General features: G+C 61.7%; 14 protein-coding genes. 5 read left to right on the forward strand and 9 right to left on the reverse strand.

What is annotated here, in order from left to right:
- From E5W87_RS23945 to E5W87_RS23965, 5 genes are all read right to left on the reverse strand, one after another.
- Positions 1-463: Gfo/Idh/MocA family oxidoreductase (locus tag E5W87_RS23945; RefSeq protein WP_292403119.1), on the reverse strand; the 463-nt coding region annotated here is incomplete at its 3' end.
- A gap of 123 nt (positions 464-586) precedes the next feature.
- A complete protein-coding gene (locus tag E5W87_RS23950; protein WP_292403122.1) occupies positions 587-1,354 on the reverse strand; it encodes an ATP-binding cassette domain-containing protein in 768 nt (255 codons plus the stop codon).
- Between the two features lie 2 nt (positions 1,355-1,356).
- Positions 1,357-2,433 carry an ABC transporter permease gene (locus E5W87_RS23955; protein WP_292403126.1) on the reverse strand — a complete coding sequence of 359 codons (1,077 nt, stop codon included), beginning with the start codon at positions 2,431-2,433 and terminating at the stop codon, positions 1,357-1,359.
- Positions 2,434-2,584: 151 nt separating this feature from the next.
- Positions 2,585-3,526 (reverse strand): sugar ABC transporter substrate-binding protein, encoded by a 942-nt coding sequence (locus tag E5W87_RS23960; RefSeq protein WP_292403129.1) that lies wholly within the window; start codon positions 3,524-3,526, stop codon positions 2,585-2,587.
- Positions 3,527-3,908: 382 nt separating this feature from the next.
- On the reverse strand, positions 3,909-4,940 hold the full coding sequence (locus tag E5W87_RS23965; protein WP_292403132.1) for a LacI family DNA-binding transcriptional regulator: 1,032 nt from the start codon (positions 4,938-4,940) through the stop codon (positions 3,909-3,911).
- 175 nt (positions 4,941-5,115) lie between these two features.
- On the opposite strand from E5W87_RS23965, the gene E5W87_RS23970 reads away from it, so the two are divergent.
- The 5 genes from E5W87_RS23970 (at position 5,116) to E5W87_RS23985 (ending at position 8,961) form a co-directional block, all read left to right on the forward strand.
- Complete coding sequence (locus E5W87_RS23970; RefSeq protein ID WP_292403135.1) at positions 5,116-6,225, forward strand: fatty acid desaturase family protein; 1,110 nt, start codon at positions 5,116-5,118, stop codon at positions 6,223-6,225.
- A 64-nt stretch (positions 6,226-6,289) separates the two neighbouring features.
- A complete protein-coding gene (locus E5W87_RS23975; protein WP_192357899.1) occupies positions 6,290-6,604 on the forward strand; it encodes a MocE family 2Fe-2S type ferredoxin in 315 nt (104 codons plus the stop codon).
- Positions 6,605-6,609: 5 nt separating this feature from the next.
- Entirely contained in the window at positions 6,610-7,839 is a 1,230-nt protein-coding gene (locus E5W87_RS23980; protein ID WP_292403141.1) for an FAD-dependent oxidoreductase, read from the forward strand.
- 267 nt (positions 7,840-8,106) lie between these two features.
- Positions 8,107-8,283: a DUF1127 domain-containing protein gene (locus tag E5W87_RS36150; RefSeq protein WP_367118868.1), complete on the forward strand. Its 177-nt coding sequence runs from the start codon at positions 8,107-8,109 to the stop codon at positions 8,281-8,283.
- Between the two features lie 60 nt (positions 8,284-8,343).
- Positions 8,344-8,961, forward strand: coding sequence for a LysE family translocator (locus E5W87_RS23985; protein ID WP_292403144.1), 618 nt, complete (start codon positions 8,344-8,346; stop codon positions 8,959-8,961).
- Positions 8,962-9,080: 119 nt separating this feature from the next.
- Here the strand turns inward: E5W87_RS23985 and E5W87_RS23990 are convergent, their stop codons facing one another.
- The 4 genes from E5W87_RS23990 to E5W87_RS24005 form a co-directional block, all read right to left on the reverse strand.
- Positions 9,081-10,040, reverse strand: a complete 960-nt coding sequence (locus E5W87_RS23990; RefSeq protein ID WP_292403147.1) for a DUF1402 family protein — start codon at positions 10,038-10,040, stop codon at positions 9,081-9,083.
- Positions 10,041-10,283: 243 nt separating this feature from the next.
- Complete coding sequence (gene hslU / locus E5W87_RS23995) at positions 10,284-11,597, reverse strand: ATP-dependent protease ATPase subunit HslU (protein ID WP_292403151.1); 1,314 nt, start codon at positions 11,595-11,597, stop codon at positions 10,284-10,286.
- 4 nt (positions 11,598-11,601) lie between these two features.
- Entirely contained in the window at positions 11,602-12,201 is a 600-nt protein-coding gene (locus E5W87_RS24000) for a DUF2585 domain-containing protein (RefSeq protein WP_292403155.1), read from the reverse strand.
- A 4-nt stretch (positions 12,202-12,205) separates the two neighbouring features.
- Positions 12,206-12,670: GNAT family N-acetyltransferase (locus E5W87_RS24005; RefSeq protein WP_292403158.1), on the reverse strand; the 465-nt coding region annotated here is incomplete at its 5' end.

The following is a 12,670-nucleotide window of genomic DNA, read 5'->3' on the forward strand; positions in this document are numbered from 1 at the left end:
GGCCGGGATCGCGCGACGTGATGGTTACCATCTCGACCGTGCCGATGGCGCCGTCGTCGATCGCCTTGCGCACGGCGGCGAAATGCGGATCGAAGCGGCGGTTGAAGCCGACCATCAAAGTGGCGCCGGCCTTGTCGACCACTTCAAGGCATTCTTCCACTCTGCCGGCGTCCAGGTCGATCGGCTTCTCGCAGAAGATCGCCTTGCCGGCCTTGGCGAACCGCTCGATCAGATCGGCATGGGTGTCGGTCGGCGTGCAGATGATGACCGCGTCGACATCTCCGGCTTTTTCGATGGCCTCGATGGTGCGCACTTCCGCGCCATAGGCTGACGCCAGATCCGTCGCCGCTTTCTCAAAGGCGTCCGCCACGGCGACCAATTTGGCCTGCGGATTGAAACCCACGGCACGGGCGTGGACCTTGCCGATACGACCGGCACCGAGAAGAGCGAAGCGGAGAGGCATGGGAATTTCCTTTGAGGGATGATTCGAAAAAGCAGTGTGTCGCGCCTGGCCCGTCAGGCACAGAGCCGCAGGCGATTTTCGGATCGCGGCAGTTCGGCGGTGCGCCGGTGACCCGGCGCCGCCTTAGGCCGCAAGTTCCGCCTCCCCGGTCTTGGCGCCGGTGATGTATGAGACGATGTCGTTGCCGTCGGTGTCCTGCTTGCGCAGATTGGCGACGATGCGGCCGCGCCGGAAGACGACGATGCGGTCGCAAAGGTCGAACACCTGGCGCATGTTGTGGCTGATCAGGATCAGCGGCTCGCCATTGGCTTTCAACGTGCGGATGATGTTTTCGACCTGCATCGTCTCCTGCACACCGAGGGCTGCCGTCGGCTCGTCCATGATGATGAGCTTGGAAGCGAACGTCGCCGTTCTGGCGATCGCCACGCACTGGCGCTGGCCGCCCGACATGTGGCGGATGGTGTTGGAAAGGTTGGGAATCTTGACCGCCGTGCGGACCAACGCCGCCTCGGTCGCCTTGCGCATGAACTTGCGATCGAGGATCGAGAAAGGCCCGAGATTGAAAAGCACCTTTTCGCGGCCGAGAAACAGGTTCGACGGCACGTCGAGATCGTCCGCAAGCGCCAGGTTCTGGAACACGGTTTCGATGCCGGCCTCGCGCGCCGCGATCGGACCGGCGAAGTTCACTTCGTTGCCGTCGAACCAGATCTTGCCGCTGGTGCGCTGCTCGACGGCCGTGATCTGGCGCACGAAGGTCGATTTGCCGGCGCCGTTGTCACCCATGATGGCGACATGCTCGCCCTTGCGCAGTTCGAAATTCGCGCTTTCGAGCGCATGCACGCCGCCATAGTATTTGGTCAGGTTTTCGGTCTTCAGGACGATGTCTGACATGATCAAGCCCTCATTGCCCGCAGGCGCTGGCGCCACTGGTCGAGAACGACTGCGCCGATGATGATCACGCCCTTGACCATCTCTTGGTAGTAGGCGTCGAGGCGCAGGAAGGTGAAGCCGGAGATGATGACGCCGAAGATCAGCGCACCGATCACCGTTCCGATGATCGAGCCGCGGCCGCCCGACAGCGAGACGCCGCCGATGACTGCCATGGCGATCGCGTCCAACTCGTACATCACGCCCATGCCGGCCTGAGCGGTAAGGTTCTTGGAGCTCAGCACCACGGCGGCGAGCGAGGCGAGGATGCCGGCAATGACGAAGACCAGGATCTTGTGGTTCTTGACATTTATGCCGGACATGCGCGCGGCGTCCTCGTTGGAGCCGATAGCATAACAGTGCTTGCCGTACCTGGTGTATGACAGGATCAGCTGAAACAGAATTGCCAGCGATATGAAGATGATGACCGGCATCAGCCCCTTGCCGATGGCGGCGAAACTTTCGGTGGGAAACGAGATCGGCTGCCCCTTGGACCACCATTTGGCGATGCCGCGCGCGGTGACCATCATGCCGAGCGTGGCGATGAACGGCGGAATGCGCGTGTAGGCGATCAACGAGCCGTTGACCAGGCCGGCCAGCAGGCCGCAGCCGATCGCGACGAGCACCGGCACCATCACCGGCAGGTCGGTCCAGCCTTGCGCGAGGAACACCGCCTTGGGGTTAGGGTTGCCGTTGACCGTCGCCACCTGGGCGAAACTCATGGCGATCATCGCCGTGGCGCCGACGATCGAACCGGAGGAAAGGTCGATGCCGCCGGAAATGATCACCTGCGTCACGCCAATGGCGATGATGCCGACGATCGACACCTGCAGGATGATGATCTGCAGGCGCGCCTCGTTGAAGATCGTATCGACATTGGCGCGGGTATTGAACAGGAAGCTGTCGCCAAGAAAGACGCGGCCTATCAGCTCGAAGGCGCCGACAAGGATGATGAGCGCCAGGAAAACGTTGAATTCGGCAGGCCATGTGCGCTTCTTCGCATCATAGCTGAGTCCGCCGACGCCATGGGTTGTCTGTGCCAAATCTTGCTTCCTCCGTCAGCAGTCGCCCTCCCGCCGCCTGTCTACGGCGATAAGGAAAAGAGGGGCGGCGCTTCTTTTGCTTGAACATCGGATTTCCCAAAACGGTCCGATGCTCTGACGCGCCGCTCCCTATCGAAACGGTCTCGCAGCCTCAGTTCTTCTTAAGGAACTTGTCGATGTTCGCCGGCGTGACCAGCTGGAAGGGGATGTAGACCTTCTGTTCGACCGCCTCGCCCTTGGAAAGCTTGAGCGCCGCGTCCAGCGCCCCGGCACCCTGGCCGGCCGCGTCCTGGAACACGGTCGCGTCGAGGTCGCCCGCCTGCATCGCGGCAAGCGCGTCCTGGGTGGCGTCGACGCCGCCGACGACAACCGACTTCATGTCGACGTTGGAAGCCTTCATGGCCTGGATGGCGCCGATGGCGCTTTCGTCATTGTTGGCGATCACGCCATCGAACGGCGTGCCGGTCGACAGCCAGTTCGTCATGAGGTTCTGCGCTTCCTCGCGTTTCCAGTTCGACGTCTGCTTGTCGATGATCTTGATGAAGCTGCATTCCGGAGTGGCGATCACATCGTCAATGTCCTTGGTGCGCTGCACCGCGGCCTGGTTCGACAGCTCGCCCATGATCACATAGACATTGGCCTCGGTCTTGCCCGCTTCCTTGAACAACCGGCAGACTTCCTGGGTTTCGAGAGTGCCGGACTCAACCTCGTTAGAGGCGACGAAGGCCTGGTTGTCCGGCAGCGTGTCGACATTGACCGGCTCGCGGTTGACGTAGACCAACGGAACCTTGGCCGCAGCGGCGGCGTCCGACATCGCCTGGGTGGCCGAGGTATCGACCGGATTGACGATGATCGCGTCGACGCCCGAGGCGACGAAATTCTTGATCTGGTCGAGCTGCTTGGCGACGTCGTTCTGCGCGTCCTCGACCTGCAGCTCCACGCCATCCATACCCTTGGCCTGTTCGATCATGCCGTTGCGCAGTACGGTGAGAAAATTGTCGTCGAACAGCGCCATCGACACGCCGATCTTGGCAGCGAAGGCGGACGAACTCATCAGCGCCGAAAATACGACGCCCAAAAGCAGTTTCTTCATTTTATTTTCTCCTCCACAGAATTGGTGTCCGGCTGCACCGATCTACCCGGAATCCCCGATCTCCCAGGGAATCTCTCCCGATCGCCATTTCCGTTCCCGATGGCGATTTCCGCGTTGACTGGAACGCCAAGCCCTCTGCTTGAAACAGTTGTTCCGGAACGAAAGAACCAAAGTACCTATCTGGTGAAATATTTATTCCATTCTGCGTGCGGGCGTCAAGGAGATTCCGAAAGCGGATGCCGGATTTTCGGATAACGCAGTTGGGGGCCGGCAAATCTTCTGCAAGAATCCATCAGGCTGATGGTTCACATCATTGCTGACGCATCGTGGCGCCCGATCTGAACCTGGATGCCTTGTCCGAGCCTAGATGTTTTGCCCGAACCTAGATGTTTTCCGGTAGATAGATATCGAAGGGCAGGAAGGTCTGGCCCGGTGCATTGGCAGCGCCTGCCTCGATGGCATGCGCCATCAGATCGACAAGCTCGCGGCATAGTGCCGCCAGCGGCGTCGAAATCACCATGGTCAGGATGTTGTCGGCGAGCGCCGCGCGCGACTCGGCGTTGATCTCGTTGCAAACGACCACCGGCATATTTACCCGCCTCGCTGCCCTGAGCGCCGAGACCGCGCCTTCCATGCCGCCGCCGGCGACGTAGCAGCCGGCAAGATCCGGGTACCGCGCCAGAAGATCGATCATCGCATCATGGGTCACCTGGTTGGCCTCCAGATTGACCAGCGTCTCCAGCACCGTGAATTCCGGCGCATGCTCGCGGAAGAATGATCTGAAGCCGATCTCGCGTAGCTCATGGCCATGGAAGCGATGGCTGCCGACAAAAAGCGCTACCTTGCCGGGCTTCCTCGCCGCCCTGGCGATCATCCAGGCCGCGGTGCGGCCGACCTTGCGATTGTCGAGGCCGACATAGCCTTCGCGGATGCCGGCGGCAAAGTCGGATAGCAGGGAGAAGACCGGTTGCCCTCTTGCCTTCAGCGCCTCGACGGCTGCCGTCAGCGTCGGATGGTCCGGGCCGACAAGAGCGACGGCCCTGGATTTCGCCGCCAGCTTGCGCATCTGGGCGGCAATCTCGCCGGGCGCCAGCGAACTGGCGAAGTCGATGGTTGCGACGCCGCGGAAGCGCTGCGATTGCGACACCGCCAGTTCGAGCTCCCGCGCGAAATCGCTGTAGAAAACATCATTGCCCCTCAGCAGTAGAAAGCCGAGCCGATATTCCGGCAGTTCCTGGCGCATCCGCTGCTTGATCAGCCCGGCGGCGTGGTAGCCGATGCTGGTGGCGGCCTCATAGACGCGTCGCGCGGTTTCCTCGCGCACCGGCAAGCGGTTGTTCAGCACCCGATCGACGGTGGCGACGCTGACGCCGGAGGCGCGCGCCAGATCGGTGATGGTCGGTCGTTTTGCCATGGCTGTCTCTCCGCTTGCCAAAAGCAATTTACATCATTCTGATGGGAAATGATAGAAACTATCTTTGTGATATTGAGCCTATCATGGCTTGGCGCTATTTCTAGCCTACGATGCTTGCGACCGCGGCCCGGTCATTGACCGGGGCGGATCGCAGGGCGCTGGTGGAGGCATTGCCATGGACGCAACGATGGACGCAGCACCGTCCCGGCGCGACTACAGCCTGCTCGGCCGCGACGCGAAGCTCGCCGTCGAGACCGGGCTGGCGGCCGCCGAGTGGTATCATACCGACGTCCCGCGCAAGCAGATGAAGGCGCTGATGCAGCGCTCCGACAGCCCGGCGATCCGCGACACGATCATCTGGCTCGGCGCTCTGATCCTGAGCGGCGCGGGCGGCGCCTGGTTCTGGGGCACCTGGTGGTGCGTGCCGTTCTTCTTCGTCTATGGCGTCCTTTACGGCTCTTCCACCGATTCACGCTGGCACGAATGCGGTCACGGCACCGCATTCAGGACGCAGTGGATGAACGATGCGATCTATCAGCTCGCCTGCTTCATGATCATGCGCAACCCGGTGACCTGGCGCTGGAGCCATACGCGGCACCACACCGATACGATCATCGTCGGCCGCGATCCGGAGATCGCCGTGATGCGCCCGCCGGATCTGTTGCGCGTCGTGCTCAATTTCTTCGGCATTCTCGATGCCTGGCATGCCATGAGCGACATGCTGCGCAATGCGGCCGGCATCATCAGCCCGGCGGAACAGACCTTCATTCCGGAGCAGGAGCAGCCAAAGGCGATCCGCATTGCCCGCATCTGGACCGCGATCTATGCGATGACCATCGCGTTGGCACTTTATAGCGGCTCGTTCCTGCCGTTGATGCTGGTCGGGCTGCCCAGGCTTTACGGCGCCTGGCATCATGTCATGACCGGCCTGCTGCAGCATGGCGGCCTCGCCGAAAATGTCATCGACCATCGCCTCAACAGCCGCACCGTCTACATGAACCCGATCAGCCGCTTCATCTACTGGAACATGAACTACCATGTGGAGCACCACATGTTCCCGATGGTGCCCTACCACGCGCTGCCCAGGCTGCATGAGCTGATCAAGCACGACCTGCCGGCGCCGACGCCGTCGATCCTGGCCGGCTATCGCGAGATGGTGCCTGCCTTCCTGCGCCAGCTGCGCAATGAAGATTATTTCCTCAAGCGCGAACTGCCGCCGACCGCGAAGCCCTATCGCGAGGAATTTCACAACGACAACGATGCTGTCGCGGCAGCAGCGGAATGATATGCGCCCATGCCAGGCAACATGCCGGGCAAGTTGACCAAGCAAAAAGCTGCCGGGAGGACTGATGAGCGACTGGGTCGAGGCCTGTGATGCCGAAGACATCGACGAAGAGGACGTGATGCGGTTCGACCATGGCGGCCGCACCTTCGCCATCTATCGCAGCCCCGACGACGAATATTTCGCGACGGACGGTTTGTGCACGCATGAGAAGGTGCACTTGGCCGACGGGCTGGTGATGGACGACATCATCGAATGCCCGAAGCACAATGGCCGCTTCAACTACAAGACCGGTGCGGCCAGGGGGGCGCCGGTCTGCGTCAATCTCAGGACATATCCGGTCAAGCTCGATGCCGGCAAAGTCCTGGTGCAGATAGGGTGACGGTGATGACGAACGGGATGGTCATCATCGGTGCCGGCGAATGCGGCGGGCGGGCTGCCTTGGCGTTGCGCGATCTCGGCTATGACGGGCCGGTGACGCTGGTCGGTGATGAGCCGCATCTGCCCTATGAGCGGCCGCCGCTGTCGAAAGAAGCAATGGCCAGCGATCCGCCCGCGATCAAGGCGATCGCCAGCGATGAAATCCTAGCCGAGAGATCGATCCAGCATATCCATTCGGTTCAGGCGGTGGCGATCGATCGCGCCGCGCATGTCGTGCGCCTGTCGGATGGCTCGATCCTGCCTTACGACAAGCTCTTGCTGGCGACTGGTTCAACGCCGCGCAAGCTGCCGATGCCGGGCCTTGGCCCGCGCTGCGTCTATCTCCGGACCTTCAACGACGCGCTGGCCATTCGCGCTCATCTCAGCGCCGGAAACCGCATCGCCATCGTCGGCGGCGGCTTCATCGGCCTCGAACTTGCCGCCGCGGCGCGCAGGCTGGGCGCCGCGGTCACCGTCATCGAGGCGCAGCCGCGCATCCTGATGCGTGGCGTGCCGGCCGAGATCGCCAAAGTCATTCACGAGGCGCATGAAGCCGAAGGCGTGAAAATCCTGTGCGGCGACGGCATCGCCGCGATCGCCGACGACGGCGCTGAGGTGCGCATCACGCTTGCCGGCGGGCAGGGCGTCGTTGCCGATCTGGCGGTGATCGGCATCGGCGCCGTGCCGGTGACCGGGCTCGCTGCGGAAGCCGGCCTGACGATCGACAACGGCATAGCGGTCGATGCCGAGCTTCGCACCAGCGATCCGGACATCTTCGCCGCCGGCGATTGCTGCTCGTTTCCGCTTGCCGTCTATGGCGGCCGGCGCGTGCGGCTGGAGGCCTGGCGCAACGCGCAGGAGCAGGGTGCGCTTGCGGCTAGGAACATGCTTGGCGCCGGTGAAAGCCATGCAGCCGTGCCATGGTTCTGGTCGGATCAGTACGGCCTGACCTTGCAGATCGCCGGGCTCTCGGACGAGGGCAGCAAGGTCGTGCGCCGCGACCTCGATGACGGCGCCTTCATCCTGTTCCACCTCGCCGAGGACGGCAGGCTCGTCGCGGCGAGCGGCATCGGCCGAGGCAATTCGGTTGCCCGTGACATAAGGCTGGCCGAGATGCTGATTGCCAAAAGGGCAAAGCCGGCGCCTGAGGCGCTCGGTTCGCAAACGATCAAGCTGAAGTCGCTGCTGGCGGCGTGAGTGCGGGTTTCAGAACCATTTTGAACTGACGGAGCGCTTGTCGTTCTGGTGGTGACAATCCGACACTTGGAACCGTTGGGCCCTTCCAGCCGACCGAGTTTCAGATGTAACCGAACTTCCTCCTTCTGAAATCTTTGCGCAACCGCGCAGCGCGACCCTCTCTCTTCAGTAGACGGGCTGACCACAGCCCGCCGCCTGCCCGTATGCGGCCGTGGCTCTGAAAAAGAGGCGATCATGACGCCCTCAGTCCAGTGTGTTCTCCGTGTTATGCACCTGGTCATCGTCCGACCCCTCAGGGCCGCAGCGCAACGGCGTGAGTTGGCTCAACTTAGCGACCGCCAGCTACTCGATGCTGGAATCGATCCCGCATTGGCAGGTCGTGGCAAAGCGGCCGCCGTCGATAGAACCAGCCTGCTTCGACTGCTGAGCCTGTCGTCCGGCTGAGCGAGTTTTGGGCAGTGGCAGTGGTTCACCCTCTCGTTGATAGGGGAGCTAGATTAAGACGTGGACTGGAACAGTCTTGTCCAATTCTTGGCCGCGGAACTTTTGATTCTCATCACGCCCGGGCCTATTATGGCGATCGTTGCCCATAGTACGTTGCGGCGCGGGGCGATGGCCGGTCTCTCCACCGCGATTGGCGCAGAAGTCGGGGAGGTGTGCCTGCTCGGGGCAATGTTCGCCGGCCTGTCGCTTTCCGGTGAACTCTTACCAGTGCTGTTTCGATGGCTTTCGCTCGCCGGAGCCCTTTACCTCATCTGGCTCGCTGCGGGCGCGTTGCGCCTCCACAACCGGCCTTCGCAACGTCCGAACTCGTCTCGCGCTCGTGCGCCGGTCCTTGACGGGCTGACGATCGCCTTCGTAAATCCTGCAGCGCTTCTCTTCTATGCCGCCTTCTTTCCGCAATTCATTGATCCGGGTCATTCGATCTCAGAACAGATGATCGTGTTGAGCGCGGTATATGTTTGCACCGCCTTGGCTTTTCGCTCTGCCTGCGTCCTCACGGTTGCGCGCCTCCGACTACCGGTCTGCTGTGCACAGGTCGGCAGATTTGCGAATATGGGCAGTGCTGTCGTCTTTCTCTCGGTCGCGGTCTTCACCGTCCTCAGACTCATAGAGTCTTAGGTTAATCTGCGGTCCGCAAATTGACGCTCCTTGCTCGTTCCGATGGACAGCAGGTGCGACAACGCTCCACCATTGCTGCCCATCAGATCGCGCGCGACCTCCGCCGCAGACCTTCACCGCTAAAACAGCGCCTTCAGCTCCGGCAATTTGTCGTTGACCAGCCAGCCATAGTAATTTTCCTCGGGCAGCTTCTCCGGTTCGCCCGCGGCGCGGCGCTTGTCGTTCTCGGCCTTCAGCGCGTAGGCGCGCTGTTCCGGATTGCCGACATTGTAGAGCGTCGATGTGATGCCGGGATTGTCCGATATGTCGAAGCCGGCGATGCTCTGGTAGGCATCGATCGATTTCCGGATCGTCGCCGCGACATAAGACAAGGTGAGGTCCGGGTCCATGATGGTCTTGTAGACCCCGTTCGGATCGCCGACGTCGAGCTTCGGCAGGCCGGAAACCTGGTGCACGAGATCGCTCATCTGCAGAGCCGTCAGCGGATTGAGCTGTCCAAGGCCGAAGGTCTGGCCGGCATAATAGGGCTGGAAGAAAGTGGCGCCGAAGCGGTCATCGGGAAAACTGGTGCCGCCGACGGTCTTGCCGCGAAAGGACTGGTTCCACACCTGCTCGCGGCACGCCCAGAGCGCGTAACTGTCCGATTTGCCAGCGCATTTCTGGAATTGCGGCCGTTGCACGAAATCGGTGATGTCCTCGCCTTCATAGGCGAAGGACAGCTTGCTCGACAGATAGGAGATCGCCTTGACGTAGTAGGTCTGCAGCCGGTCGTAGGCGTCGACATTGTAGGTATGCTCGCCGACGATGGCGCCGACGATGTGCATCGGATCGATGCCATAGGTCGCCGCCGCTTGGCTGATCTTGCCGCGAAGACCAGCGTCGTTCTGCAGCAGCGCATAGACCTTGCGGTATTTTGCCTGGAAGGTGGTGTTGGTGGCCTGGGTGCGCCGGCTCGATGCGCCCGGTATGTTGGGCTGCTCGGCATTGCTGTTGCCCGGCGGCACCATCGTCGCCGCTTGCGCGGCGAACATGGCTGTCGCCAGCGTCAGTCCGAGAATGACGAGGATCAGTTTTTTCATGCGCCGCCGCCTGTAACAGCGCATGACCCCCGGAATCGATTTTCGGGGGTCATGCGCCAAATCAAGTGCCACAGCGTCCGCTGCGCGTACAGGACGCGCGGCGCTGTAGTCGCCGGGCAAACTAGGTAAAGCTGGAAGGGGAGTCGAGAGGCCCTTCGACAACTGAGACAAAAGGTGGCCAGATGCTTCCATTTGGCCACACACTGCAGAATGTCCGGAAATCGCCCGCCGCCCGGCACCGTCTTACAGGATGAAACGCGACAAATCCGTGTTTCTGGACAGGTCGCCGACATGCTTTTGCACATAGGCGGCGTCGATGGTCACCGACGTGCCGTGGCGGTCCGGCGCGTCATAGGAGATCTCGTCCAGCACCCGCTCCATCACCGTTTGCAGCCGCCTGGCGCCGATGTTCTCGACGCTGGCGTTGAGATCGACGGCGATGCCGGCCAGAGAATCGATGGCGTCGTCGGTAAAGACGAGGTCGACGCCCTCGGTCTTCATCAGCGCGATGTACTGCTTGATCAGGCTGGCCTCAGTCTCGGTCAGGATGCGGACGAAATCGTCCTTCTCCAGCGCGCGCAGTTCGACGCGGATCGGCAGACGGCCCTGCAGTTCGGGCAGCAGGTCGGACGGCTTGGCAACGTGGAACGCACCCGAAGCGATGAACAGGATGTGGTCGGTCTTCACCGGTCCGTATTTGGTCGCCACCGTGGTGCCTTCGACAAGCGGCAGCAGGTCGCGCTGCACGCCTTCGCGGGAAACACCGGCGCCCATGCCGCCCTCACGCGAGGCGATCTTGTCGATCTCGTCGAGGAAGACGATGCCGTCGTTTTCGGTCGATTCGAGCGCCCTGCGCACCACCTCATCCTGGTCGAGCAGCTTGTCGGACTCGTCGCCAACCAGCAGCGTATAGGATTCTTTCACCGTCGTCTTGCGCGTCTTGGTCTTCTGCCCGCCCATCGCTTTCGACAGCATGTCGTTGATATTCAACACGCCGATATTGGCGCCCGGCATGCCGGGGATCTCGAAGCCGGGCATGCCGCCCGTGCCGGTGTCGCTCACCTCGATCTCGATCTCTTTGTTGTCGAGCTCGCCGTCGCGCAGCTTCTTGCGGAAACTGTCGCGCGTGGCCGGGCTCGCCGTCTTGCCGACGAGCGCTTCCAGCACACGTTCCTCGGCATTGATATGGGCGCGCGCCTTGACGTCCTCGCGCATCTTCTCGCGCACCAACCCGATGGCGATCTCGACCAGGTCGCGGATGATCTGCTCGACGTCGCGGCCGACATAGCCGACCTCGGTGAACTTGGTCGCCTCGACCTTGACGAACGGCGCACCGGCAAGGCGTGCCAGGCGGCGCGAAATCTCGGTCTTGCCGACGCCGGTCGGGCCGATCATCAGGATGTTCTTCGGCATCACCTCTTCACGCATCTGGCCTTCGAGCTGCTGGCGGCGCCAGCGGTTGCGCAAGGCGATAGCCACGGCGCGCTTGGCGTCCTTCTGGCCGATGATGAAGCGGTCGAGTTCCGAAACGATTTCGCGGGGCGAGAATGTGCTCATATCACTAAATTCCACTTTGCCACTGCCGGATGGACTCGAACGGATGCAGCAGCATGATCACGTTGAGTGTCAGATTGTCCCTGATGATGTAGCCGACACCGAATTCGAAGATGAGAGCGAGGGTCACGATCACCCATATAGGGAGCCTCCGCGCCATCACAAATCCCAGTACCATCGCCAGCGTATCCGCCACCGAATTGATGATGCTGTCGCCGTAGTAATCCAGGGAAATTGTGCCGGCGCGATAGCGCTCGATGATCAAAGGGCTGTTCTCGAGAAGTTCCCAGCCGCCCTCTATGACGACCGCAAATGCCAGCCTGAGCCCGACCGGCGAACGCGGGAACAGAGCCCACGCCAGCGCGTAGAACAGGAAGCCGTGGATGAGGTGCGAGAATGTGTACCAGTCGGAAATATGCTGGGAATTCTCCGAGCTCTGCACGATACCGTGCCACAGCTTGACATAGCCGCATGTGCAGATCGGCGTTCGGCCCATGCCATAAAGGGCCCCGGCCTGGAATATGATCAGGCCAAGGACGAGCAGAAGTCCCATCCGCCAGCTGTCTTCGTAGGCCGAGACGGTTTTGTCGGCGCCGGTTGTGCTCATGCTGTTACTGCCCCTCTTCGGCGTCGCTTTCTTCGGTATCGCCCTCTTCGGCGTCGATTGCCATCAGCACGGCGTCGCCATATTCCGATTGCCTGCGATCGATAGCTCTGAAACCGGCCTTTTCATAGGCGCGGATGGCTCGTCCGTTGGCTGGATGCGGATCGATGATGACACGAGGCGCCCCTTCCTCGAACAGCTGTTCTACGAATTGCCGCACAATCGCCGAGCCGTGGCCGTGCCCGACAAGCTCAGGCCTGCCGATCGACAGATCGATGCCGAGCGTGCCGAACGGCTGGTCGTTATAGGGATGGCCGTCCTCCAAATGCGGGTCGTAGCTCTGCATATAGCCGATCGGCTCGCCGTCGAGCTCGATGATCAGCGGTTCGACGGAAATGCTATCGATGTGTTCGCGGATCTGGGCGATCTCCGTCTCGGGATCATCCCACCACTCGGCGACATGCGGCGTGGC

This window comes from Mesorhizobium sp. (assembly GCF_004962925.1).
GTDB lineage: Bacteria > Pseudomonadota > Alphaproteobacteria > Rhizobiales > Rhizobiaceae > Mesorhizobium.

Excerpts from the sequence above, each read along its gene's own strand:
- E5W87_RS23960 (WP_292403129.1), bottom strand. The coding sequence starts at position 3,526 with ATGAAGAAACTGCTTTTGGGCGTCGTATTTTCGGCGCTGATGAGTTCG.
- E5W87_RS23990 (WP_292403147.1), bottom strand. The coding sequence starts at position 10,040 with ATGAAAAAACTGATCCTCGTCATTCTCGGACTGACGCTGGCGACAGCC.
- E5W87_RS23975 (WP_192357899.1), top strand. The coding sequence starts at position 6,290 with ATGAGCGACTGGGTCGAGGCCTGTGATGCCGAAGACATCGACGAAGAG.
- E5W87_RS36150 (WP_367118868.1), top strand. The coding sequence starts at position 8,107 with ATGCACCTGGTCATCGTCCGACCCCTCAGGGCCGCAGCGCAACGGCGT.
- hslU (WP_292403151.1), bottom strand. The coding sequence starts at position 11,597 with ATGAGCACATTCTCGCCCCGCGAAATCGTTTCGGAACTCGACCGCTTC.
- E5W87_RS24000 (WP_292403155.1), bottom strand. The coding sequence starts at position 12,201 with ATGAGCACAACCGGCGCCGACAAAACCGTCTCGGCCTACGAAGACAGC.
- E5W87_RS23965 (WP_292403132.1), bottom strand. The coding sequence starts at position 4,940 with ATGGCAAAACGACCGACCATCACCGATCTGGCGCGCGCCTCCGGCGTC.
- E5W87_RS23950 (WP_292403122.1), bottom strand. The coding sequence starts at position 1,354 with ATGTCAGACATCGTCCTGAAGACCGAAAACCTGACCAAATACTATGGC.
- E5W87_RS23980 (WP_292403141.1), top strand. The coding sequence starts at position 6,610 with ATGACGAACGGGATGGTCATCATCGGTGCCGGCGAATGCGGCGGGCGG.
- E5W87_RS23970 (WP_292403135.1), top strand. The coding sequence starts at position 5,116 with ATGGACGCAACGATGGACGCAGCACCGTCCCGGCGCGACTACAGCCTG.